17 protein-coding genes, 3 tRNA genes and 1 pseudogene are annotated in these 25,020 nt (G+C 42.6%); 12 read left to right on the forward strand and 9 right to left on the reverse strand.

All coding sequences use genetic code 11. The features are described 5' to 3' along the window. The first annotated feature begins 17 nt into the window (after positions 1-17). The 6 genes from uvrC (at position 18) to AAC852_RS06225 (ending at position 4,276) form a co-directional block, all read left to right on the forward strand. Entirely contained in the window at positions 18-1,850 is a 1,833-nt protein-coding gene (gene uvrC, locus AAC852_RS06200) for an excinuclease ABC subunit UvrC (protein ID WP_340620283.1), read from the forward strand. Positions 1,851-1,906: 56 nt separating this feature from the next. Continuing rightward, on the forward strand, positions 1,907-2,455 hold the full coding sequence (gene pgsA, locus AAC852_RS06205) for a CDP-diacylglycerol--glycerol-3-phosphate 3-phosphatidyltransferase (protein ID WP_340620284.1): 549 nt from the start codon (positions 1,907-1,909) through the stop codon (positions 2,453-2,455). 145 nt (positions 2,456-2,600) lie between these two features. Next, positions 2,601-2,676, forward strand: a tRNA-Gly gene (locus AAC852_RS06210). A gap of 5 nt (positions 2,677-2,681) precedes the next feature. Continuing rightward, positions 2,682-2,755 (forward strand) — tRNA-Cys (locus tag AAC852_RS06215). A 6-nt stretch (positions 2,756-2,761) separates the two neighbouring features. Beyond that, positions 2,762-2,848: transfer RNA gene (locus tag AAC852_RS06220), tRNA-Leu, on the forward strand. A gap of 165 nt (positions 2,849-3,013) precedes the next feature. Next, entirely contained in the window at positions 3,014-4,276 is a 1,263-nt protein-coding gene (locus AAC852_RS06225; RefSeq protein WP_099109795.1) for a tyrosine-type recombinase/integrase, read from the forward strand. A gap of 34 nt (positions 4,277-4,310) precedes the next feature. Here the strand turns inward: AAC852_RS06225 and AAC852_RS06230 are convergent. Together AAC852_RS06230 and AAC852_RS06235 are read right to left on the reverse strand one after the other, a co-directional pair. After that, positions 4,311-4,688: pseudogene (locus AAC852_RS06230) on the reverse strand (transposase); the annotation flags it as partial. Positions 4,689-4,921: 233 nt separating this feature from the next. Continuing rightward, a complete protein-coding gene (locus AAC852_RS06235; RefSeq protein WP_340620285.1) occupies positions 4,922-6,331 on the reverse strand; it encodes a hypothetical protein in 1,410 nt (469 codons plus the stop codon). Between the two features lie 845 nt (positions 6,332-7,176). On the opposite strand from AAC852_RS06235, the gene AAC852_RS06240 reads away from it, so the two are divergent. After that, a complete protein-coding gene (locus AAC852_RS06240; protein ID WP_340620386.1) occupies positions 7,177-7,386 on the forward strand; it encodes a helix-turn-helix transcriptional regulator in 210 nt (69 codons plus the stop codon). Positions 7,387-7,458: 72 nt separating this feature from the next. Here the strand turns inward: AAC852_RS06240 and AAC852_RS06245 are convergent, their stop codons facing one another. Continuing rightward, positions 7,459-7,638, reverse strand: coding sequence for a YlcI/YnfO family protein (locus tag AAC852_RS06245; protein WP_099109885.1), 180 nt, complete (start codon positions 7,636-7,638; stop codon positions 7,459-7,461). Between the two features lie 132 nt (positions 7,639-7,770). Here AAC852_RS06245 and AAC852_RS06250 point away from each other — a divergent pair, with 132 nt between their 5' ends. Then, a complete protein-coding gene (locus tag AAC852_RS06250; protein ID WP_340620286.1) occupies positions 7,771-10,545 on the forward strand; it encodes a DUF927 domain-containing protein in 2,775 nt (924 codons plus the stop codon). Between the two features lie 486 nt (positions 10,546-11,031). Here AAC852_RS06250 and AAC852_RS06255 read toward each other — a convergent pair whose 3' ends face one another. The 6 genes from AAC852_RS06255 to AAC852_RS06280 form a co-directional block, all read right to left on the reverse strand. Continuing rightward, positions 11,032-11,208, reverse strand: a complete 177-nt coding sequence (locus AAC852_RS06255; protein ID WP_422824259.1) for a PAAR domain-containing protein — start codon at positions 11,206-11,208, stop codon at positions 11,032-11,034. Positions 11,209-11,274: 66 nt separating this feature from the next. Further along, positions 11,275-12,072, reverse strand: a complete 798-nt coding sequence (locus AAC852_RS06260; protein ID WP_340620287.1) for a hypothetical protein — start codon at positions 12,070-12,072, stop codon at positions 11,275-11,277. Between the two features lie 21 nt (positions 12,073-12,093). Next, the gene (locus AAC852_RS06265; RefSeq protein WP_340620288.1) at positions 12,094-14,028 is read right to left on the reverse strand and encodes a lipase family protein; all 1,935 of its coding nucleotides are present in this window, start codon (positions 14,026-14,028) and stop codon (positions 12,094-12,096) included. A 15-nt stretch (positions 14,029-14,043) separates the two neighbouring features. Next, the gene (locus tag AAC852_RS06270; protein ID WP_340620289.1) at positions 14,044-14,838 is read right to left on the reverse strand and encodes a DUF4123 domain-containing protein; all 795 of its coding nucleotides are present in this window, start codon (positions 14,836-14,838) and stop codon (positions 14,044-14,046) included. Between the two features lie 5 nt (positions 14,839-14,843). Continuing rightward, a complete protein-coding gene (locus tag AAC852_RS06275; RefSeq protein ID WP_340620290.1) occupies positions 14,844-16,877 on the reverse strand; it encodes a type VI secretion system Vgr family protein in 2,034 nt (677 codons plus the stop codon). A 44-nt stretch (positions 16,878-16,921) separates the two neighbouring features. After that, the gene (locus AAC852_RS06280; protein ID WP_340620291.1) at positions 16,922-18,679 is read right to left on the reverse strand and encodes a type VI secretion system baseplate subunit TssF; all 1,758 of its coding nucleotides are present in this window, start codon (positions 18,677-18,679) and stop codon (positions 16,922-16,924) included. 1,068 nt (positions 18,680-19,747) lie between these two features. Here AAC852_RS06280 and AAC852_RS06285 point away from each other — a divergent pair. The 4 genes from AAC852_RS06285 to AAC852_RS06300 all read left to right on the forward strand — a co-directional run bounded on the left by AAC852_RS06285 (position 19,748) and on the right by AAC852_RS06300 (position 25,008). Beyond that, positions 19,748-20,623, forward strand: coding sequence for an integrase domain-containing protein (locus tag AAC852_RS06285; protein WP_340620292.1), 876 nt, complete (start codon positions 19,748-19,750; stop codon positions 20,621-20,623). Positions 20,624-20,872: 249 nt separating this feature from the next. Then, complete coding sequence (locus AAC852_RS06290; protein WP_340620293.1) at positions 20,873-21,142, forward strand: helix-turn-helix domain-containing protein; 270 nt, start codon at positions 20,873-20,875, stop codon at positions 21,140-21,142. A 724-nt stretch (positions 21,143-21,866) separates the two neighbouring features. After that, positions 21,867-22,808, forward strand: coding sequence for a hypothetical protein (locus AAC852_RS06295; protein WP_340620294.1), 942 nt, complete (start codon positions 21,867-21,869; stop codon positions 22,806-22,808). Next, a complete protein-coding gene (locus AAC852_RS06300; protein ID WP_340620295.1) occupies positions 22,783-25,008 on the forward strand; it encodes an AAA domain-containing protein in 2,226 nt (741 codons plus the stop codon). Before AAC852_RS06295 ends, AAC852_RS06300 begins: the two co-directional genes overlap by 26 nt. Positions 25,009-25,020: the final 12 nt, after the last annotated feature.

Raw genomic sequence — 25,020 nt, forward strand, 5'->3', positions numbered from 1 at the left:
GTGATGGGCGGTAAATCGTGGCAGAGCAATTTGATTCAAAGGCATTTTTAAAAACAGTAACCAGTCAACCAGGTGTTTATCGGATGTATGATACCACTGGTACAGTAATTTATGTCGGTAAAGCCAAGGATCTGAAAAAGCGGCTATCCAGCTATTTTCGTGCACAAGTTGGCAGTCGCAAAACAGAATCGCTGGTGAAAAATATCGCCCAAATCGATGTCACCATAACTCATACAGAGACAGAAGCACTTCTACTTGAACACAACTACATCAAACTTTATCAGCCCCGCTACAATGTATTACTGCGGGACGATAAGTCTTACCCGTATATTTTCCTAAGTGGTGATATACACCCTCGTCTGGCCATATACCGTGGAGCCAAACATGCTAAGGGGGAATATTTTGGGCCATTTCCAAATTCCCATGCAGTACGTGGCACATTAGCACTTTTGCAAAAATTATTTCCCATTCGTCAATGTGAAGACAGCGTATACCGCAATCGTTCCAGACCCTGCCTGCAATATCAGATTGGCCGCTGCCTTGCCCCTTGTGTCAAAGGATTTGTGACAGATGAAGAGTATCAGCAGCAGGTAGAATACGTCCGCCTGTTTCTATCCGGTAAAGACCAGCAGGTACTGACCAAGCTGATTAAAAGAATGGAAGATGCAAGCAAACAACTTAACTTTGAAGATGCAGCACGTTATCGTGATCAGATCCAAGCTGTCCGGCAAGTTACTGAACGGCAGTTCGTCTCTGGTGGAGAAGATGATCTGGATGCTATCAGTGTTGCTTTTGACGCTGGCATGGCATGTGTGCATGTTTTATTCATTCGTCAGGGCAAAATTTTGGGTAGCCGTAGTTACTATCCCAAAATCCCAATCGGTACTAAATTAGATGAAGTAGTACAAACTTTCCTTGGTCAATTTTACCTTCAGGGCAGCCAGAGCAGGACATTACCAACAGCGATTTTGTTGGATTTCTCGTTACCGGAAAAAGAATTATTGGAAAGCTCCCTTTCTTCCTTATCCGGCAGAAAAGTTCATATTCAACCGCGCCCAAGAGGTGACAGAGCCCGCTACCTCAAACTGGCACGCACCAATGCAGCCACAGCATTAACCGCTAAACTTTCTCAGCAATCGACAATTCACCAACGCCTGGCAGCACTTGCCGAATTTGCGGGTATTGAAAAAATTCACAGAATGGAATGCTTCGACATTAGCCATACTATGGGTGAACAAACTGTTGCATCCTGTGTTGTATTCGATAGTAATGGCCCGGTGCGTTCTGAATATCGTCGCTATAACATAACGGGAATAACAGCAGGAGATGACTATGCTGCGATGAATCAGGTCTTGCATCGTCGATACAGCAAAGCAATTGATTCAGCCAAAATCCCTGACATCATCTTTATAGACGGTGGCAAAGGACAGCTAACGCAAGCAATAGACGTTTTTCACTCATTAAATGTCGAATGGAATAAAGAACATCCCAAACTGATTGGTGTAGCAAAAGGGAGTGACCGTAAAGCAGGTTTGGAAACTCTTTTTTTCACAGTAGAAAGCGAAGGCATAGCTCTTCCTTCTGACTCGCCAGCATTACACGTCATTCAACACATTCGTGATGAATCTCATAACCATGCTATAACAGGTCATCGTCAACGCCGGGAAAAAATGAAAAAGACCAGTACACTGGAATCTATAGAAGGAATTGGGCCAAAACGTCGACAAATGCTGTTAAAATATATGGGAGGATTACAGCCCTTACGCAACGCAAGTGTAGAAGAGATCGCAAAAGTGCCTTCTATCTCTTATTCACTGGCAGAAAAAATCTATAATGCGTTGAAACACTAAGAGTATTGATGCACCATACTAATAAACTTTACATGGCCAGATAGTTACTAAGCATTATGCAATTAAATATTCCAACATGGCTTACCCTGTTTCGTATTGCCTTAATCCCGTTTTTTGTTTTGGCGTTTTATCTGCCTTTCCAATGGGCACCGATGTTATGCGCCATCATCTTTATTGTCGCTGCTGCGACAGATTGGTTTGATGGTTTTCTTGCCCGCTTATGGAAACAGACGACACGTTTTGGTGCATTTCTTGATCCAGTTGCAGATAAAGTAATGGTTGCTACCGCATTGGTATTGATAACTGAATATTATCACACCTGGTGGATAACCTTACCGACAGCAACAATGATTGCACGAGAGATCATTATCTCTTCCCTTCGGGAATGGATGGCTGAATTGGGAAAACGCAGCAGTGTAGCAGTTTCCTGGATGGGAAAATTCAAAACAACCGCACAAATGGCTGCATTGGTTGCTTTATTATGGCGTCCTAATGTTGAATTCGAAGTTAGTGGGTTCATCTTATTATACGCTGCAGCAATCTTAACATTCTGGTCAATGTTTCAATATTTGAGTGCTGCATGGGGTGATTTGCGTGAAACCTGATCTAAGTGACGCAAAAATCACCGAACGAACCGGTTTTATAAATAATTGTATTGACTCATTTCGTGAAATAAGTAGAATGCAACGCATCGAACGGCACATGAGGTTTACAAAATAAATTAAGTAAATCAAGTGGTTCGAAAGAAAGGCGGGAATAGCTCAGTTGGTAGAGCACAACCTTGCCAAGGTTGGGGTCGCGAGTTCGAGTCTCGTTTCCCGCTCCAAAAAGGGCGCGTTGGCAGAGTGGCCATGCAGCGGATTGCAAATCCGTCTACCTCGGTTCGACTCCGGGACGCGCCTCCAGATTCAGCCCAGGTGGTGAAATCGGTAGACACAAGGGATTTAAAATCCCTCGGCCTTAAGGCTGTGCGGGTTCAAGTCCCGCCCTGGGCACCAAATATAAGTTTACTAACGTCTACACTAGTAAACTAACTCCTAGAAAGACCTGATTAATCAATCAGGTCTTTTCTTTTTAGGTCTACTCTAGTCTATTGCAATCAATATGCACGGCGGGGCATAATCAGGGGCACCTACACTTCTATTTTAAATGTGCCCCTTATAATGAAACTAAACGCACGACAAATCGAAACAGCAAAACCCAAAGAAAAAACCTACAAACTCGCTGATGGTGGTGGCCTCTATTTAGAAGTCACGACACGCGGCTCGAAGTACTGGCGTATGAAGTACTACCGCCCCACCGATAAAAAAGAAGACCGACTGGCTTTCGGTGTCTATCCGGCCATCTCTTTAGCTGATGCTCGCACCAAACGAGATGAAGCAAAAAAGCTAATTGCTCAAGGGATTGATCCCAAAGCCGAGAAAAAAGACGCACATGCTGGAGTAAAGGGAAAACATACCTTTGAAAAGGTCGCCCGTGACTGGCACGCCAGCAACAAACGCTGGAGCGAAGATCACGGCAACCGCATTCTACGCAGCCTTGAACATTATATATTTCCGCATATTGGCAAGCTTGATATTTCCACTTTACGGACAAGCCAACTGTTAGCGCCGATCAAAACCGTTGATGCTGATGGAAAACATGATATTGCCCAGCGATTACAGCAACGTGTCACTTCCATCATGCGTTATGCCGTTCAGAATGATATCCTTGATTCCAATCCGGCTAATGATATGGCTGGTGCACTTTCTACTGTTAAATCTAAACATCACCCCGCCCTGCCCCACGAACGTTTACCTGAATTTTTGAGCCGACTTTCTCGCTATCGTGGACGTTTAATCACCCGTATCGCGGTGGAGCTGACTTTATTAACGTTCGTCCGTTCCAGTGAACTGAGATTTGCGCGTTGGGAAGAACTCGATCTTGAAAATGCAGTCTGGAAAATCCCTGCCACAAGAAAAACCATTGAAGGCGTTAAATTCTCCGAACGAGGCATGAAAATGAAAACGGAGCATATTGTTCCTTTGAGTCGTCAGGCTGTCATTTTGTTCAAGTCATTGCGCGAGCTGAGTGGTGATTGTGAAGTCATGTTCCCTAACGATCACGATCCACAAAAGGTCATGAGTGAAAGCACGGTTAATAATGCCCTTCGTGGCATGGGATACGACACCAAAACCGATGTTTGCGGGCATGGGTTCCGAACAATGGCACGTGGTGCAATGGGAGAATCAGGATTATGGAACGATGACGCCATCGAACGCCAGTTAAGCCATGTGGAAAGAAAAAACGTCAGAGCCGCCTATATTCACACCTCTAAACATCTGGATGAACGGCGACTGATGGTGCAATGGTGGGCCGATTATCTGGATGCCAACCGCGAAAAACATATCACGCCGTATGATTTTGCTAAGAAACGCCGGAAGTAACATTTATTAATACTTATAATAACCCCAATTCCGCTTAAGCTATTACTGAAATATCTTCTTCTGAGTAGAAAATTTTCAGTGATGGCTTTTTCTCTTTAAGGCAGTAAGCAATCAATCCCGTTAAAATGGTTAACAAAAAACCGGTTATACTTCGGTGACGAGAATGTTCTAATTGAGAGCCGTTTTTTAATTGTCCATTAATCGTTTCAATGATAAAACGCTTTTTAAGCATAACCTTATCCCACTCAGCCAGTGCAAGCGCTTTCATGTTGCGGCGCTTTTTCGTGATAAAGGTGATATCCGTTTTAGCTAAATCATCCGCCAATTCCTGACTCAGATATCCTTTGTCGCCGTAAAGAGAACCCGTGAGATCTTTTGATAATTCGCGTACAGGCTCCCTATCATCCACATCAGAATTCAGGTTATAATATACTGAATAAAAGATGATTTTTTAGACTTTGTTGGTAGTGCCAACAAAGTCTGCTTTTTATACAACCCATAGTTGTATTATTTCATCTATAATCTGATAGTCAGCTCAGTGCCAGATATAGTCATTCACACCCTGAAAGTTACACGGTGAGGTAATTCAGGGTATGCGCTTATTGGTTACGGATATTGTGCCAGAATTACTTGATGATCGCCGCTTTATAAGGATTTAGCCTTCTTCCTAATTTCATTTTCTTCCTTTCTGAAGTGCTCCGGAGCCTCTGCCCGGAAAACGCCACATTTCACCAATTCCTGAGCATCGCTGTTCCTTCCAAGAAATGACATACCAATGCTACGCATCAGAACATCATTCCAACGAAATTCCTCGACAGGATCTGGAAGTGGAACTGACATTTTAATGTCACAACTACTATAGATTTTCATTACTGACAAGGTGAATGGGGTCTGGGATTTATTAAGCTTGTACCCGGAACGCTCTTTCAGGATCCCACTAAGACGATTTGCCTGATCAAGCATACTGTGAGGAACTGGTTGGTCATTTATCTGTCGGGCAGATGTTAACGCAATAGCTTTCATCGACTCCATCCCCGGAAGGATAAAATCATTCATAACGTAATAAAACTGCAATTGCTGATTTACAGCATTCTCTGCTGCTGTTCTCGTTCCTTTGAAAACATCTTTGTTCCGCTGTTTTTCAGGTAAACACATTTCCTTCTGGCTTCGAATGATATTGTCTTCAAAAAATCTAGTCATTTCCACGGCAATTAATCCCTGCCGATGATCCTCACGCAAAACTTCAATCATTCCTCTCATGTTGTCATATGCCTTAGCATCAATATTCAGGCTTGCTTTTTGAACAAATTTATCAATAGAGTCAAGTTGCTTTGCAATGGGGACAGTACAGAATTGTTTGAGCTCAAATGAGGATGAAAGTATGTTGGTATTCATCATCTCATCACAATGATTATAGATCTTGATGAGCTTATCATTTAGTGCCACGAATTCTTCAGTATCTTTAGATGTTGCTTTTCGTTGTGCTGACGTTTCACTGTAATAATTCACATATCTGTAGACACCCAGAATACTTAAAGTAATAAGCAAGCAGCCTGTGGCAATCAGTGTGCTGTATTGCTTTATGGAGAATCTTTTAAAAAATCCGCGATAAAATGCATGTTGGATAGACTCATGTTCGCGGATAATATTCTCAAGCGTTTGCCAGCCAAATACATGTACGGTGAAACTGTCTGTCTCGCTGTGAGAACAACTGAGCTCAAAAGCTCTTTGTTCGAGGTTTTTATCGTCCGGCCCCGTAGTGAGAATATAAAACTCGTCAATTTTATGTGGGAATTTTTCTGTACTTTTTACAGCATTGTTGATGTCTTCAGAAGACAGGCGACTGCCATATCCCTGATTTCGCCCTTTACACTGGACTGCGATAAATGTACCGTTATGCTTACAATATAGATCCACGCCATCCTGACGCTGTCCACTTCTACCGTACTGACGGAAACGTTTTTGGAAGATTGCGCTCATGATTGCAACGCTTAAACGTTCAAAATGTTGCCAGTCTGCTGGGATTGGATAGTTTACTGTGTTTGGTGTTGTCATTGCATATCTCAGAAGATTCGGAAATGTACTTTAAATACTTACATTATTTTCATAGTGTTATTGTTTGAAGATATCATATCTATTTATCAGTGTTTAAATTTATCTTAACAGTAAGATGCATTGTTTCAGCGCTGTGAACAGTTTTTTGGTCTGATAGGTATACTCGATTCGTTATACATGTTGCATTGTCCAACATGCTAATGCTCCGTGATCAGAAAGGGACGTCATCAAATACTTTAAGCATTATTTGGGATCAGATGTCATGCTACATACATGTGTCTAGCGATGCCCGATGCCCGCTGACTATCAGATTTAGCCGTACCTTTCTACAGAATACTGCCAAATAGAGTAATGAATAAATCCACCATAGTATAACTATCATCATATGGTGATATTTCATCCTTTTTGAGGCTATTTTTTATTCGGCTCATAAACTGATAAGAATTTTATGTTCTGATCTTGTCAACAATTTATTTTACCTTTATTTTGATTTAAATTTATACAAAAGATGGTTTTTTAAACGTTGTTGCCCAAGACAACAAAGACTATTTTTCATACAAAAAATAAATAATTAAAGCTTCACGCTCTGCATAAATAATATATTCCCTTATTTTTCAATTCATTAATAAAAAGCATTCATTATACATATGATTGCTTTTTAATCTTCTGTGCCCGTGGCACGCAGGACTGTTTTTCATACAGTCAATACCTCGCATTTAATTTTACGAATTGCATAAAGAGTTTACGCTTTCAATTAAACAGAATTTTTAAATAATCCTCTGTCATCAAATAACGTCTACCAAGGCATTTCAAGGACTCGATAACAGGGGGTATACATGACAACAATGACAACAATGACAACATCTAAAGAAAGTCTTATTCGCCTGCCAGAAGTTCAGCGCAGAACAGGCTATAGCAAGGCATGGATCTACAGGCTGATTAAAGAAGGTCAATTCCCGAAACAAGTCAAAATCGGCCCTCGTTCGGTTGCATTTGTTGAATCAGAAATTGATGGCTGGGTAGATCAGCGGATTGCTGAGTCTCGTGGAATTTAATGACATGTACCTACCATTTGATAAGAATACAAAAACTAAGGGTAGCACTTGCCTACCCTTAACTTGCTTTTTTCAGAGGTTAGATTCAATACCTCTTGATTGCAATTCTCTACGGACAATGCGCTTAATCCACGCAGCTAAAGACTCATCGCCATCTTGTGCCTGGGCTATTTCCATGAGCGCCCGTAGTTCAGGATCAAGTCTGAATTGGAATGGGGGATTGCCCCGACGAGTATTTTTGTGTGTTGACATGTCAATTACACTCACTGTAATGTGTTTATGTGTCATTACACATTACCTATATCAATATGAAAAAACAACGCCCCAGTGTGCTGGAACACATCTGAGGCGTCTGACCAATAACCGTTAATTGGAGTAACGATAATGGCTGATACACAGCATAACCAAACTCGCCCTAAATTGACATCTTTGGATAAATCAGACAGCCAAAAACCGCTCGAATTTATCCAAACCGTGAAGCAATCCGCTATGTACCATTGGGAAAATCTGTTACCTGCCTGTGGTATCGATATTCCTGCAAAGGGTAAACATAGCGCTTGCCCTGTCTGCGGCGGCACCGACCGTTTTCACTTTATTGATGACCACCATCACGGCAACTGGCACTGTCGCCAGTGTGATCTTCCGAACTACGGCGATGGATTGGATTTAGTAGCGAAAACCAACCGTATCTCAGTTCTTGAGGCTGCTAAGATTGTTGCTAACGTACTGGCATTACCTTTGCCAGAATCCAAACCAGCCAAAGAAATCACTTATCCAGTACAGCCGATTGCCGAAAGAGTCGCAGCACTGATGGCGCAGACTGTCGTGGGGCAATCTCCCTATCTGGCTGCAAAGGGACTACAACACCATAATCAACGTTTACTGGAAGATGGTTCCCTATTATTGGCACTGGCAGCGTTAGATAAAAAGGTCACTGGTGCACAGATCATCAAACCTGACGGTGAGAAAAAATTACTGTCTGGCAGCCGGAAGAAAGGCGCATTTATTACTGTATCAGAACTGGAAAAAAATCCCGACACGCTAATCCTTACCGAGGGTTATGCCACTGCACTGACGGTTAGCCAGCTCTATAAAGGCACTGTTCTGGCGGCGCTGGATGCTGGCAATTTGTATTCTGTCGCTAAAACCGTTAGGGAGCGTTGGCCGGACACGAAAATTATTCTGGCAGCAGATAATGACTGGCATCACCCCGACGAACTGGATAAGAACGGCAGACCAAAAGTAAATATCGGCAAGGTTTCAGCAGAAAAAGCGGCCCTTGCAGTGAATGGTTGGGTTACGTTGCCACCAACGGAATACAAAGCTGATTGGGATGATTATCGCCAGCAACATGGTATTGAGGCAGCAAAGCAGGTATTCAGTAATGGGTTATATCAGGCGGCAGGGAATGTAGCAGTGCCAAACTCTGTAACCACTCATTCAGATGAATACCAAGAGAAAGAATACGATCCGCTAAAACCTCATATCGATATCCGCAAGAATGGAATTTACTGGGTTGAACCGAAAGAACAAGGTGGCGAAATCGTCGAAGTTGAAAAATGGCTGAGCGATTACATGGAAATCGTTGGCATTGGCAATGATGGTAGCGAAGGTTATCTCATTATTAAGCTACGTCAGGAAGGCACAGGAAAATGTATTGTTGAGGCACTTCCCCGCCGTGAAATCGGGATGCCGGTTGGTTGGGCTAGATTACGTTCACGAGGAATGAACATCACCGTAAAAAACAGTCTGTTGCCTGTTTTAGCTGAGCATCTGCAACGCAGCGGCGATCGCCGTGAATGGGTTGTGACACAGAAAGCAGGCTGGCACTGCGGCGCATATGTCATGCCGGACGGTGAAATCATCGGCCAACCTTATATGCCTGTGGCGTTCAGTGGTGGTACCTCCGCCATTGCCGGTTATGTGGTCAGAGGAAGCACCGAACAGTGGAAAACACACGTTGCGTCATTACTGCAAGGCAACCGCTCAATGATACTGGGCGTACTGGTGGGATTGTCTGCCCCACTTAATTCACTAACAGGCGGGACCTGCTTCGGTGTGCATTTATTCGCCCAATCCTCCGCAGGGAAAACCACCACCGTTGAAGCGGCCAGCAGCTTATACGGTGATCCCGAAGAGCTGAAATTATCATGGCACGGTACTAACCACGGGTTAAACAACGAAGCCGCAGCCCGTAACGATGGTTTTATGCCGATTGACGAAATCGGGCAAAGTTCTAACCCGAAAGAAGTCGCTAACAGTGCCTACAGTCTGTTTAACGGTGTCGGCAAAATTCAGGGGAAACGGGAAGGTGGGAACCGTGCAGTGATCCGTTGGAAGATTGCTGCCCTTTCGACAGGCGAGGAAGATTTAGAAACGTTTCTGATAAAAGGTGGGATCACCCCAAAAGCCGGACAGCTTGTCAGGCTGCTCAGTGTGCCCTTTATTGATACGGCATTTTTCAATGGCTATGAGGATGGTGATTCTCATGCAAGAGCCATCAAACGGGAATCCAAACGCTATTGTGGTGCTGCGGGTCGTGAATGGATTCGGTGGTTGTCTGAGAATCAGGAGCAGGCAATAGAAATGACTGCCCGTAAAGAAAAAGAGTGGCTTGATAACCTGCCAGAAGAAGCCTCAGCGCAAGTCAAGCGCGTTGCCGTGCGTTTCGCGTTACTGGATGCCGTTGGAGAGCTGGCAACCCATATTACCGGCTGGAATAAAGATGCGTGTCATGCTGCGGTAAAGCAAAGTTTCGATGACTGGTTAGCTGATTTTGGCATCGGAAACCGGGAAAAATATCAGGTGATCACGAGAACGCGTGACTTTATCCAGAAATACGGGCTGTCACGCTTTCAACCTTATACCTACGGCAGGCCAAACGGGGATATTGATACCTCACACGCCATGAGGATTAGTGATCTTGCCGGGTATCTGGTGCATAACCGCCGTCATGATGGACAGGCGGAATACCATATTATCCCCAGTGTATTTGAAGCAGAAATATTGCAGGGATTACAGAAGAAATCTGGCTTTGAAGCCTTAGAAGAGGCCGGAATGTTGGTTAAAGCAGAGAAAGACCGTTTTATCAGTAAAACCATTTCAGTGAATGGAACTCAGGGACGGTTTGTGGTGCTGATTTTCAGGGATGAGGATTAACCTCACGTAAGAGAACAAAACATTGGGATAACGGGATATTGGGATAATAGAGATTAATTTTAATATATATCAGTTAGTTATAGATATTTTACTTATCCCGTATTATCCCGCGCTATCCCGTAATATTATGTGATTACAAATAAAGAGATATTGTGACAGTGGAAGTTATCCCGAAAAAGATTTTTCTCTGGTAGGTTGTAATTTATTGAATTTTAAATAATTTAAATTAGTGACATGATGTTACGGGATAGGCTGGGATAACATGGGATAAAGTAACGTAATGAAATATATAATAAATAGGTCATTTACCCCGTTATCCCGTGAAAAACTGTGCAGTTATATAAAAATAATCGATAGTGACGGTTATGTTTTTTTCAGCTCTCCGAGCTACTGGGTTAATGTATTAGCCCGGTAGCTCGGAGATGACAAGCGTAGCGCGTCAGTGTGGTTTGTCAGGCGAGAAACTCTTTCTGGCTGGCAATCAATCTAGCACCACAAGCGATGTGCATACCCCTCCACGGCAATCGCTTTTCCATGACTCTTTAGATTTTCACTGCCTTCAACAATGGGAAAAACTCCTTCACATTTAGAGCATTCAACTAAATCCGTTTCCCCAGCAACCGGAATGCCTTTATAAGTATAGCCACAGATAGCGGTAATCACTTTTCCACCGTGATCGGTAGTATCGTTTAATAAAATAAAGGTTTTTTTGCCATTTTAAATCTCTGCCTATTCCCATTGTGATGTGTTATTTATTTTCCAATAATCAATAGAATCTCTGTCTAAATCCACCTTTCCATCAGGGTATTCAACTCTGGATGGTTCATTGCCAGCTGGGATAATAATCTTAGGCATCTTTGTTTCATCTAAAATAGGTTTATAGATTATTTTCCACTCGTTATCTTCTGTTAAATTTAATCTAAAAGTAGTCATTCCACCGCTCTCACCGTATAACCCGATTTTATCAGTATTGGCGTAATGTTTTCTTAAGAAAGGATAAATTTTAGGTTTATAGTCAATTATGTTAAGTTCTTTTTTTATACTGGACTGTTTTTTTTCTACATCATTTATGGTGGTATATATCCCTGTTCCATCATAAGATATTGCACCTTTTCTCAGATGATTAACATCAGTGTAATGAAGGGATAATGAAATAGCACTGATTTTCCATTGGCACCATCCACCTCCATCAAAAGGCATTTTCTCTTTGAAGTAACCTGTCTTTGGATCAACCAATATATTAAAACCATTCCAATGATGATTAAACTCATGATAAAGCGTACCACCAGCAGTATGATGAGCGGAAAGACACTTGGCTGAGATATAATCACCTTTTAAGCTAGGTTGAGTATTTGGGGGAGCAATACCCTCAACAATGATCCATTTATTTTTTTGAGGAGGGGAAAATGGGTTAGCATCATTTCTATAAGAATTCCAAGATTCTGAGATAGCGCTTGACAAAAAATCACATCCACTCAAACATAAAGTTAATGGTAATAATATTAATGGTATAAGTTTTATCGTCATATTATCAATTCCTCATTATTCTTATTGTTTTTCAAAATAACGTTGTAATGATACTGAACCTATTTCGTCTTTTCGAGTGACTTCCAAAGTGGTTGCTAACTGGTTATCGATCTCCATCAGATAATAATGTTTACTAATCTTTTCTCTTCCCAACATTGCACCAATAGAGCTAGGTGCTGTATCTAAAAATGATAAGTCTTCACTAGTTCTTTGATGTCTTTGATCTGGAAGAAGAGCGCATAACTCTCTTAATCTCTGATCAATATAATCTGCATATAAAGCACTACCGTGATCAAAAGCGCCTAAATGACCTTTATCCGTGGCATTCTCATTATTAGTTGGATATAGTGATTGCATTATAGTTTCTTTAAATCCAGCTACTTTTGTTTGCTCATATTGTGTAATAAATTCTGTGGCATTATTTTTGGTTTTTTCACTTAATGATGGTAACAAGTAAAGTTTAGTTTTTGATTCTGAAAAAGACGAAACATAAAAATAAACTAGTTTCCCATGATGTAAAAATGGCTCATCATTACTATTAAATGATTTAAAAACTTTTGCAATAATTCTTCCCGCAAAAAGTGTTGGACTCGGATACCATATGGATGCTTCTTCTGCAATAGGGCTATCAAACAGTTCAATCAGTACTCCATTAGGCGCAGATCCTACTTGGAATGCAATATTGTCCATATCTTTGTTAAAAGGCACAGAAGGAACTGTGTCGTCTTCATTAACATGACGATAGTGTGTAATTTCAGATATTTCTTGAACTGCGCTTCTGGTTAGTGTGCGTGGCATACCATAAGTATAAAGGCAGGGATTATACTTTTTCATTTGTGCGCTATGAATTAAAGCAAGTGAACCACCTAAACTATGACCACAGACAAATAGCTTTTTTTTATCTGTAAGTTCTATTATATGTTCAAATACTTTTTTCTTATCATCTCGTTTAGGGACATCTATTGTATCCACAAGATGATATGCCTCCCAAAAACCTTTATGAATCTTCCCATTTTCTATAAAACCACTACATACCCCTTTAGGAGTACACTCTAGTTCCAATGGTTGAAATGTCACATCTGTTATATCATCTTGAACACTTTCAGTACCGCGCCATCCAACAATAACTTCTTTCTTATTAGCCACATAAAAAAATTGGGTATCTCCATGAGGTATCGCTTGCTTTTTGGAATCAACAAATACAATGTCTGTATAACGATCACTAAATGGGACATCATAAACAATAGGGGAAAAAGATTGGTCACTGACCCGATAGGGTGAGCGTGATAGATCAAGTAGCTGTTTATTAAAAAAGTGATTTACTGAACCTGTGTGGCTATCATTATCGCCAGCATAGGTTAATATACTCATCAATGAAAGGTTATAAGCATTAACTATTGAATAATCTTTTTGATGATGTAGCAACAGAGACCATGCTCTGAAAGGACACACCTCAATAACATGACGATACTCACCTGTATATGATGGATGAACTTCAAGCCCCTGAATTTCACGATCTGGAAAATGGTAGCTTGGAAAAGGGTCTTCTTTTTTCCATTTTTCAATAAATGGCATTTTATCAACCAATTCACCAATCTTTGCGTAATAATACTTGCGGCCTGATTCCTGACTCTCTTTAAAAACTGGTGAAATGGCCTCCATAGCTTTAGTAGAACGTGTGTATTCACTATTACGCTTCATTCTCAATGGACGTTTTTCCATTTCATCTGCAAGTTCTTGCCCACTAAGAAACAAGCGTAAAGGAGAAGCAAGCAATTTTTCTTCTCGGATAATTCCGTTTCCATCCGTCATTCCCTTACGCTCAATTTTACTATTTTTTAAAATATAGGGCATATTAGAAATGGGTTTATTATGTTCATCGACAAGCTGAATTTCTATCTTGTTCTTCAGCATATTCTTACAATCAGGACAATAAACCGAATTTGCATTACTCATAAATAGGCGCTCCTGTTATTTTTCTTGTTCCATTGCCAGCAGGTAATCCTGACTGGACACTTTTTCAATACGTTGCCCGGCTTCCAGTTTTTGTCTCAACCACTGTTCAATCCGGGGTTCTAAACTGCCTTCTGGCTGATCCCATTGTTTCGCCATTGCACCATGGTTTTCCCATAAATCATTATGGAGGGAACTACTTAAGGCTTGCAGACCATAGGGAGAACGTAGCCAGACTGCCAGCAAGTGCTCACCCAATGTAAACGGGATTTCGCTGTTACCTTCGCTACACGTTTCGGGGCGGCAAAACTGCATCGGTTGCGGCCTGTCTATCACCAGTTCGGTGACAGGCGACAGCATCAGTGACCAGTCGCTGGGCGTAAAGGCAGGCATCAGTGCGCCCAATATCCGCGCATCCATCATGCGGAACAATACCGGCTCGCCATTCATCATGACCCATTGCCGCTGCTGCCAGTGGTTAAGCTGTTCCTGCCACGGTGTCTGGCTGCGGTAAGCCCACCCCCAGCTGTTGTCACTGAGTGCATGGTTATCCAGCACAGCCCCTATCTGAACTAACTGATTAGCCTTTGGTTGTACCAACCACGGACTCTGTTTCATCATATTGCGCATCGGGGTACCGCTATACAGCGGAAATGCCTGCTCAACCCAGTCATGGCGGTAAAATGGCTCTATCGGATTCGGTTTAGCCAGCGAATTGAGAATGAAAAAGACAGGCGCTTTATTGGGTTCATTCAACCAGTCTTGCCAGCTTATTGCAGATTCTGTGTTCTCCATGGTGGTAACTTTTTCCATTGTGTTTACTCTTTAACAGGTTTAATGACTAAACTGGCATCCTGTTGCGCCAGTTCTGCACAAGCCGGTTGCACCGGAAATTCAGTGACCGGAAGCGCTTCCGCCATCGGGAGCTGTCCTACTTGTCCGAGTGGTGCCACACCTTCCGGTAATTGCAGTGAAACCCCGCGTCCGCTGCCGCCTGAACCCTGCCCGACATTAATCATTGAAGACAAAATGCCAGCCGGTGTGACTTTCAGAAAACTGCCGCCCACTTTCAGCGTAATTTCTGCGGCGGCTTCCAGCACCACTTTGCCGCCACTTTTCAGGTGGATTTCCTGTCCGCTGTCAATGACGGTCGCATCCCCGGTCTGAATATGCTGGCTGCCGGCAATCCGGTGCGACACGTCCCCTTCGGTGGTAATTTTTTGAGAACCCGCCACCTGATGATGGTCATCGGCGCGGATATCGTGGTAACGGTTGTTATCAATGCGGCTCTTCTGATCATGTTTGATATGCCAGTAAGCATCGTTTTCAATGTGCGCGGTCAAATCCTTCTGGCCGTGGAGATAGATTTCCTCGCTGTCTTTCGCATCCTCAAAACGCAGTTCGTTAAAGCCCTTGCCTTTGTGGGTCTTGGTTTTAAACGTGGTGCGGGTTTTCTGCGCCGGTAAATCCAGTGGCGGACGGTTCAGCCCGTTATAGACACAGCCGGTGACAATCGGGCGGTCAATATCACCATTGAGATAGGAGATAATCACCTCCTGCCCGATCCGCGGTATCGCCATAAACCCAAAACCGTTACCGTTCCAGCCCTGCGCCACCCGCACCCAGCACGATGCCCCATCATCCGGTGGGTCGTAGCGGTTCCAGTGAAAATGCACTTTAATCGCACCGTCTTTATTGACGAAGATTTCTTCCCCTTTCGGGCCGACCACAATGGCAGTTTCATCCCCGTCTGCCAGCGGTTTATAGTGGAAAGGCGGACGCCAGTCGGCAAGGCCATCGATAAAACTGAAATGATTGGAGAGCGTGGTGCCTTCACCGCCACTGTCGCCCAGTGCCTGCGGGCAACGTCCGTGGTGGCTAATGCCGACCACCTGCCAGCGCACATTCAGCGGCTTATGGGGATGGTTTTTTATCTCGAAGATTTTACCCGGCATCAATTTGATGCAGTTGCTGCTGCCACTGCCCGTCTGTTTCTGGTTGTCCAGTGCTTCCTGCCGGTATTTTAAAAACGGAATAGCTGCCGCATCTTTCTGAAAACGCCCGTAACTTTCAAACACGGCATAGGGGGTCTGGCTGCCGAAGTCACGGAAACCTTCACTGCTGTGCATATGGGAGAGGTGATAACGCGGCTCTGCCGGGTTGAAATCTTTATGCAGGCTGCGCTGCGGACTCATACCGACACCCAACCGTACCTGATAAATCGTATCGGTTCCGTAGGCGGTTTCCGGCTGTGGCTGGTATTGCAACGGCAGCCCGGCGGTCATCCCCAGATGGCTGTCGCTGAAAAACGCCGTTTCATCCTCAAACCAGAAACTGATGCCCTCTTCCGCCGCCAGTCGGCTGAAAAACGCATAATCGGATTCACGTTTCTGGGTCACGTACTCCCTGTCCTGATGCGCATCGTAGAGTTTTGAGTCGGCCTGTACCCGGTGTTTTTTCAGCAGGCTGTTTAAAATCGCGGGGACATTCTGCCGATGGTAAATCCGACTGTCCTGATTGAGCGTCAGCCGCCAGCAGGCAGGCCGCACCGTCAAAGTATAGAGTGTTTTGTTGCCATCGGTGCCCGCCCAGTCCGCATGGGAGATGATGCCGGTGATTTTACGTTGCAGCCTGTCCCCGTTAAACACCTGCAACACCGCTTCCTGCATCAACAGTGAGGCCAAATCAATGTCAGCCTGTGGTCTGAACGGATTCGCGTTACCGGCTCTGACCAGCGTCATGTTGAGGGTAAAGAGTTCTGATAATCCCTCTTGCAAGGAAAATTCCCCGACAGCAAACGTGTCTGCCGGCACACCGGCGATAGTGCAGACAAAACGTAATCCACTTTTCATATTGATTTTTTCCTTATGGTTCCTGTCATGTGTTCCTTAATCCATTACATTTCCGGGCGTAGTCCATCGACATGCCAGAACTGCCACAGCGCCTTGTGACTGTCCGGCGTAAAAATCTCCAGCATGACAAACGCAGATTGGGTGATAAAACAGGCCAGCGCCTGATTGATTAACCGGCAGAAACGGTACATCTCCCCCGGATTACGGTAGCAGTCGGGATCCAGCGTCAGCGAGAGTAAATGACCGCGCACAGAACGCCCCAGCCGCATCCGGTCGGTCAGGCGCTCTTCGACCTGCACAATACCGTCAATGTGTTGGCGGAACTGGCGGCTCAGAGGACGATGTGTGTCGGCATACGGGTCAAATAACCGGAGAAACTGTTTCAGGCTGTCGGTGGCAAACAGCATCATTGGCGGGCTGGAAAGGCAGGACAGCAGCGGCCAGCCGCTCTTTTCCTGCAACAGGGGCGGATAATCGCTCGTGACCGGCGTGATATTGTGGACGCTGAGATGAGACGGCGCGCCTTCCTGCGTCACGGTAATCGTACCTTGCGTCAATGCCTGTGCCTGTTCATGGTAGCCGGTGAAATAACACAAAATCGCAATGGCAGGTAAGTTGTTGGCCGGTTTGCCCGTCAAATCAAAAAAGTGCAACCGGTGCTGGATTCTGCCGAGAAAATCGGGTTCGGTCTGGAGCTGGTAATAAAACGTGTCGGGTTGCTCATTTTCATCCCGAAAACGCCCGGCCGGAGTGAACTGTTCAATCGGCAGCCAGTGATACGGTGTCCCGCGTTGCTCACTGTCACCGGGTTGTTCCACAACCTCAATATCCCCCAGCCGGAACAACTTCACAGATTCCCCCAATGGCAGAGGATAACGGTGGTTGCCAGCTTCCAGCTCAATGGGTAAGCTGACGCGGTTTTCCAGATGAATGGCCGGTACACAACCCAATAAGAATGCTTCATCGACATTATCCAGCGGCAATTCACCCTCGAAACGAAAAATCAGCTCAAATGTACCATCCGCATTCAGGGGTACTTTTGTACAACTTTTGCTGATATCCAGTGTGATAAAGTTATACAGTGGGGACAGGGCATAATATTCCACCAACGGTTGCAGACCAGAATACGTATTTTTGGGCACAGGCAGCACCGGACTATCAAGCAGATCATGCCAGCCATAAGGGAAACCGCGCAGCTTTCGCTGCTTGCCCTGTGTGTTCAGGCTGACCTCACAAATATGTTGATCCAGCCACAGACTGAGCTGGGCGGCCTTTTCGGTGTCAGTGCCGAGGAAAAAAGTTAATGCACCACTTTGCCAGACTGGAGATACCGTGCCGGTCTGGCACAGAGTCAGCATAATTTCACTGTGGGTACCGGTTTTTTTCACCGTACGTTGTTGCACGATCAGGGGTTCAATATGCAGCGGACGGCAGGTTTTAAAGGTCAGTAACTGCCCGTTGTGGTGAGCGGAAACAGCAGTGTTCACTGGAATATCCGTGCTGCCCTGATGTTCGCCATCGGCGGGATAAAACTGAAGTATCGTGGTGGGTGGGATGGGACATAACGCTAACGGCCAGATACGGGACAGAATACCGTGGGTGATTTCAGGGAGTTCATCCTCCAGTTTATCCCGTACACTGGCAATCAACAGGGCAAAGGCTTCGAAAATACGCGTAATATCGGGATCATGGGAGGAAATCAGAAAATCGGCCAGATGCGGTGAATCTTTCGCCACGCGCTGTGCCAGTTCCCGCAGATAGGCGCGTTCTCGCAGGTACAGTGATTCCTTGTTGTTGTTCATTGAATTTCACTTAAGCTTTGTCAATCAGGACGCGGTATTATGCCGAATTAAAATAGGTATCCAGTCTATAAAGGTGGCTTATTGTACACATTTACCAATAAAATTAATTAACCAATTAAATCCAATTTTTATCTGATTTTAGCCAAATATGGGGAGATTTGCGGAATCCGCACGGGAATTCAGGCAAAAGTCAGGATGACAGAAAAAATGGTCGTTTGACTCGCCTCTGACTAACCGTTAATATCTTTTCTTACAAAAATGATCCATCGCCTGTCAGGATCGCCTTCGGGTGGCGAAACCAAAACTCCTGTAGCCTGAAAGGGAGAGCAAGCATTGCGGTACATCTGCGCACTTTTGGAAGCAGATATCATTGGACACCTAACCCCTCGTCCAGTGATGAAAGTCTCTTAAACTGAAAAAGACCTCAAAAAGGTGTTTTTGTCTTGTCGTATGAGTGACTTGAACGTTAGATCATGCACTGACTTTTCAAACCGACATAAATCGTATATTCCTTTATCTTCAATGGACAACAGGATGGATTTTGCACGTCCAGACATCCCGTTCATCTTTCTCACTATCCTTGTTTGACATATTCAACGGACAACTTTTTACACCTAAACCATTAACTCGTTGCTCCCATTTGACACGGAATCTGGCGGCGTTTTGCCGTACCTGTGCGCATTTCAACGCTGCACTACTTTTACTGACTGTCTACAAAACCTAAAGGCGTCACTTTTTGCCGGTTTACCGCTGAAAGTGACGCCGCAGCCAAAGAAAAATCAAACCATGACAGGCTCAGGCTTGCTTAACCGCGCAGTGAATCTGACACTGCATTTTATAGATTGAAAAAGGAGAACTTGACAATATCGAGGCTGGCTTTTAGCCAGTGGGGATGACCTGTTAATATAGGCGGCAGTACAGTGTACTCAACCGATACCCCGCAATACCTCAACCTGCGTTCACTCTGGCGCACAGATATCAGTCAAGGGTAAGACAGGCATTTTCTGTTTTGCCACGCTTTCGCGCGCCAGAGATCGCATGTTATCAGGTATCAATAAGGGGAAGCCGATGAGCCGACTGATTAAGGAATTAAAATTTTTTGCCCGGCAGGGTGGTGGCAGTCATAAGACCTGCCATGACCGCATTCGGATCGCAGATCGTTTGGGTGCGTTGTTATTGAGCCTGAATATTCAGGTGAAAAGCCTCAGCCATTTGAAAGCCAAGCATGTGGAACAGTATGTTGATGCCCGTTTGTCTCAGGGGATTGCTAAACGAACGGTGCAAAATGAAATGGCTGCGCTTCGTAATATCTTTCGCATGGCAGGCCGAGAAAAACTGGAGACCTCGCCGCGTTTGAGTAATCAGACATTGGGATTAAGCGGAACCAGCCGCGCCGGAACAAAACAAGCGATCCCTGATGCCACGTTTCAGGTTGTTTATCAGAAAGCACTAGAACGTGATGTCGGACTTGCCGTTACACTGAAACTCGCCCGATTGCTGGGGTTACGTTCTCAGGAAGCGGTACAATGCAGTGCATCATTGAAAAGCTGGCGCAAACAGTTAGCGCAACCAGAGCCGAAACTGCATGTTGTTTTCGGTACAAAAGGCGGTAGGCCAAGACAAACTCGTGTATTGAATGTTGCAGCAGTGAAAGAGGCTGTAGAACAGGCCATTACTATTGCAGAACAACGAGACGGCAGGCTGATTGATAAATCAGATCTCAAGCAGGCCATGAACTACTGGCGGACACACACAACACGGATTGGTTTAACAGGCCGCCATTCGCCCCATAGTTTGCGCTATGCATGGGCGCAGGAGGCGCTGAATTTTTACCAACAGAATGGCTTTAGTCATTTGGAAGCAAGGGCACTGGTTTCAATGGATTTGGGGCATGGTGATGGTCGTGGGCGTTATGTTGAACGGGTTTATAGTCGTTCAACTTAGCCGTCCAGTTATTGAGTTAGATAAAACAATCAGTTAAAGTAACTCCGCCATTAGCAAAATCTAGTGGTAAGGTTTCGCAGCCTTAAAGACACTCCACTGGTAGGATGTTTCTACCAGTGTGCCTGTTATCGCCTTTTCAATGGTGGTTCAGGTGGGGGAGACTTCGGTCTCGCCGGACGAGTGTCCCGGTACTGCGAACCCCGTCTGAATCACCACCATCAATATTAATTAATGGAAGGGGTAACAGGAATGAATAACAATATTAGAAATGACTGGCATCAAGCCGATATTATTGCTGCATTGCGTAAGCGCGGTACAACCTTAGCAGCTGTTTCTCGTGAAGCGGGACTCAGTTCATCAACACTGGCAAATGCTTTCAGCAGACCGTGGCCTAAAGGTGAATGGATAATTGCTAATTATCTTGGTGTCCACCCTTCAGAAATCTGGCCTAGTCGGTATTTTGATTCTTATACTGGAGAATTATTAGAAAGGAAAGCCCGCTCTAAGCCACAGGAATAACCGACTTTAATTTGTGATCGACTTCGTGAAAATGATAATTTTTAATATGAAGCCCTGAGTGTGGAATGGCATCCCAATTTGACCATTTTTATCCCTCACGGCTTTTTTGTTTGAGGGTAAAAAGAATACAGAGAAAGATAAGTAAAGTCAGCTATCTACTCTTCCGAAAAGAATTGTTGTACAAAGGTGCCATAGAACACCAGATAAGCCATAGAAATGGAACAATGTTTACACTACCTGAGCATCAAGGAATTAACAAGAAAGCCTTGGCTGGCTTGAAAAAGTAAAGCTACGATAGTTTTCTCTGCAATTGATAAAAATGCTCAGTCCGAGCTTCATATCCATGAACTTACAGTAATTTCGTTGGTGGTCTCAAAAAATAAGCTTATGTTGCAATTGTAGGCTAACTTCCTTGAGTCTGTAGATCAGAGCCTATTACTCTGTTTGAGTTCACAAATCAACTCAAAAACAGTAAATATCCAAAAAAATCAATTAGTTAATCAACATTCAAACATAGTCATAGAAAATGGAGAAATAATATTTTTTGATCCAAGTAAGACAACATTCACTAACTAATTGTAAAAGTTACATATTTATGATAGCAATGAATTCAATATACAGCATACTTGCATATGTTGGGGCGGTAGCATAAAAGAGTTAGCATATGAAAACTACAGCTCTCACCAGTAAAATTTCCACATGCATATTGGAGTAAGGTTGAAATATGACTGATAATCATATCTTAGATAATTATGAGATCGTCGAAGATAATATTTTAAAAACAGAAGAAAACAAAAACATTCCAAATTTGATACTCTCCCAAAAAGATGGTGAGAATTTCATTATAAAATACTGGCCAAGAAATATTACAAGTGACGAGCAAGTCCTTGAAAGTATTTGGCAACATGAATTACGACAGTTACAAAGATTAAAAGGGTATCCCGGTGTTGGGGATTATATAGTCTACCCTGTTGAATCAAAAAAAACGAATGAAGGCTTCTATCTTGTTCTGAATTCTGACGGGAGAGTTCCGGAATCTTATTTGCTTAATAGAAAAACATTATCCCTTCCAAGAAATAGCCATTGGTTGACTCGATTAAAAGATCCCACAATTAGAATAAGATTCTGGAAAAACATATGCAGAATTACAAATGCTATTGGTTTACTTCACGCACAAGGATTATTACATCGTCATTTAGATGAAAACTCCATTCTTACATATAAATATGAAGATGATGATTATAATGATTTTCAGCTAACAGGTTTTGAGTGGTCAATACGGATGCCAACTCTCACCACTGCGAAAATAAAACCAGTAGGTGAGCAAGGAAAAATATCAACTTTCGCTACAGACTGGATAGACCTTGGAATATTGATATCAAAATTTCTAAAAATAGACTTAAGTCAGATCAAAAATCTTAGTTTCTCTGCAGAACACTTCATATCCAATCACGATTTAACAATAAGTGAAGTAACAATAATTCGAAGTCTTTTGGGTATCCAACCTATACAGCAAAATGCTATTAAAGAACTTCTTAGTGAAAAAGAAATTTTACACTCTATTAATCGTATAATTAATGAGCTTACCGAATTTTATAAAAAAACAAAAAACATACATGGGGTAGCCATAAATACCAAATATGAGCAACCAAATAATAACAAATGATCTATCTGATTCACCTGTGTTATTTGTAAACACTTTAGAAACAAACCCCCACGAAGTTCTCACTCCGTTCCAACCAGACCACAAAACTAACGATAAAACATGGGAGTTAGGATATTCTAAATATGCATATTTAGAACTGCCAGCTAAATTTTTCAATAAAGAAAATTATATTGAAATCAATAGCAATAACATTTCTTGCTTTACTCACTATGAAGCTAGGAAATTCTTAAGTAATAACGATGACTCACTAAATTTAATGCCGTGGAATCTTGTATTCGCAGAAACAGGTAAAGATAAGAACAAAAGGAATGAAGCTCATCTAAAATTATTAGAAGGATTAACAGCCGTACATATTGCTAATATTGCATATGCTAAGGCAGAGATTTTTCCTGTGGAAAACATTAGTGAAGACAGTGAACCAGATAATGTTAGCTCATGGATTTTTAAATTTGTGCCAAGGCACGATGAAGCAACTGAGGAATTATCAAAATCACTTGGTATAGAATCGCCTTCAGTAAGGCTTGAGAAAATTATAAACAGTAGTGATAATAATGACAAACTATCCTGGAGTCTTGTGAATAACAAAAACTTCAGTAAAGTCGATGATGAAATTCTTTTAGAGTTTTATGGCTATGAAAATGACGCTAACAAACAAGATATTTACAGTTTTATATCAAAAAAACCACTTCCGGAATGGAAAGAGTTTTTCATTGTCCCTGATTCCCTTGAAGGAACATTACGACAAATCACAAGACATGCTAATACTTTGGACATGCTCGAAAATCATGTCGAATTAATGAATGTAATTACTTCCCCGCAATCACACCTTCTAGTAAATAATGAAGAAATTATTGCAAAAGATATAATGGCTTCATTGGATGAATCAAAACAAAAAGTTTTTTCCAAAGTATTATCAACATTACCAATGAATCTTGTACAAGGACCTCCTGGGGTTGGTAAAACTCACTTAGTAAAAGCACTTTCTCAATTTATATTCAAGGAAGAACCAAACAGTAGAATACTTTTTACTGCTCAGAACCATGCAACCGTACAACATCTTTATCATGAAGTAGTCAAAGATTTTACAAATCAAGAAGAACATATCAATTCACCTATTATTGTTAGATGCAACAAGGTTTCGGGGGAAGACAATGTTGTATTAAATAGTGCAGATGAAACAGGTTTAGACTATTTAAGGAGGTTTATCGAAAGTGATTTATTTAGAGATTCACCCAATCATAAATTAAAGAATGATATTGACAACTTACTTAAAGCATCTCCTGTAAAAAGATATCCTCTGATTAATCAACTGATAAAATCTGCAAGTTTAATATTTGCTACAACAAATTCTGATTATGTAGAACGGATGATAAAAGAGAGAGCACAGTTTGATTGGTCAATCATGGAGGAAAGTGGAAAGGTTACGGGTATAGAACTGATTAGTCCTCTTTTGTTATCTTACCGTAGATTAATGATAGGCGATCATCATCAATTACCACCATATAGATCAATCGAACTAAAAAATATATTAGTTAACAATAAAAAACTAATAAACATTTTCGAAGAAGTGGATAGCATAAACAATTTTAGATTAAAGAATGAACTGATTCGTAATGGGCACTTTTCTTCTATTAATGGCAACCAAGCAAAAGAAATAGGGCTACGAGCAACAAAATTTGTAAACCTATTTGAATCACTTATTCTGGATGATGAACAAGAGGATATAAGGTATGAACAATTATTTGGTAAAGATAAAATACGCAAAAATAAACTATCGTCTATGTTGTCAGTCCAGCATCGTATGCATCCATATATAGCAGAAGTAATTTCCAATGTTTTTTATAAAGACAAGTTAGTTACAGATAAGGATAAGGAAAGAAAATATCTTGACGAAGATTTTGATGCAGTAATAAATTTAAAAGAGGAATCTGCACTCAAAAACACACCGCCAATTATCTGGATTAACCAGCCTGATATACAGAAAGTTAAAGGCAATCGTTCAGGAGAACATAAACCAATATGGTCAAATGAAAATGAATGCAAGGCAGTGATTTCGTTACTAAAAGATCTCGATAAGAATGCAACACCTACTAAAAAAATGAAATTGGTTGTACTTTCACCCTACTCCAACCAAGTAAAACTTATATCTAAATCTATAGAGATAGAGAAAAAAAAGAAGGAGATTTTTAATAGACCCTAAAACAGCTAAATG

The sequence above is a fragment of the Xenorhabdus siamensis genome (assembly GCF_037996745.1).
Taxonomy (GTDB): Bacteria; Pseudomonadota; Gammaproteobacteria; order Enterobacterales; family Enterobacteriaceae; genus Xenorhabdus; species Xenorhabdus indica.

Coding starts and splice junctions, on each gene's coding strand:
- AAC852_RS06250 (WP_340620286.1), top strand. CDS start 7,771: ATGGCTGATACACAGCATAACCAAACTCGCCCTAAATTGACATCTTTG.
- pgsA (WP_340620284.1), top strand. CDS start 1,907: ATGCAATTAAATATTCCAACATGGCTTACCCTGTTTCGTATTGCCTTA.
- AAC852_RS06245 (WP_099109885.1), bottom strand. CDS start 7,638: ATGTCAACACACAAAAATACTCGTCGGGGCAATCCCCCATTCCAATTC.
- AAC852_RS06225 (WP_099109795.1), top strand. CDS start 3,014: ATGAAACTAAACGCACGACAAATCGAAACAGCAAAACCCAAAGAAAAA.
- AAC852_RS06285 (WP_340620292.1), top strand. CDS start 19,748: ATGAGCCGACTGATTAAGGAATTAAAATTTTTTGCCCGGCAGGGTGGT.
- AAC852_RS06240 (WP_340620386.1), top strand. CDS start 7,177: ATGACAACAATGACAACATCTAAAGAAAGTCTTATTCGCCTGCCAGAA.
- AAC852_RS06280 (WP_340620291.1), bottom strand. CDS start 18,679: ATGAACAACAACAAGGAATCACTGTACCTGCGAGAACGCGCCTATCTG.
- AAC852_RS06260 (WP_340620287.1), bottom strand. CDS start 12,072: ATGACGATAAAACTTATACCATTAATATTATTACCATTAACTTTATGT.
- AAC852_RS06300 (WP_340620295.1), top strand. CDS start 22,783: ATGAGCAACCAAATAATAACAAATGATCTATCTGATTCACCTGTGTTA.
- AAC852_RS06270 (WP_340620289.1), bottom strand. CDS start 14,838: ATGGAAAAAGTTACCACCATGGAGAACACAGAATCTGCAATAAGCTGG.
- AAC852_RS06295 (WP_340620294.1), top strand. CDS start 21,867: ATGACTGATAATCATATCTTAGATAATTATGAGATCGTCGAAGATAAT.
- AAC852_RS06290 (WP_340620293.1), top strand. CDS start 20,873: ATGAATAACAATATTAGAAATGACTGGCATCAAGCCGATATTATTGCT.
- AAC852_RS06235 (WP_340620285.1), bottom strand. CDS start 6,331: ATGACAACACCAAACACAGTAAACTATCCAATCCCAGCAGACTGGCAA.
- AAC852_RS06265 (WP_340620288.1), bottom strand. CDS start 14,028: ATGAGTAATGCAAATTCGGTTTATTGTCCTGATTGTAAGAATATGCTG.
- AAC852_RS06275 (WP_340620290.1), bottom strand. CDS start 16,877: ATGAAAAGTGGATTACGTTTTGTCTGCACTATCGCCGGTGTGCCGGCA.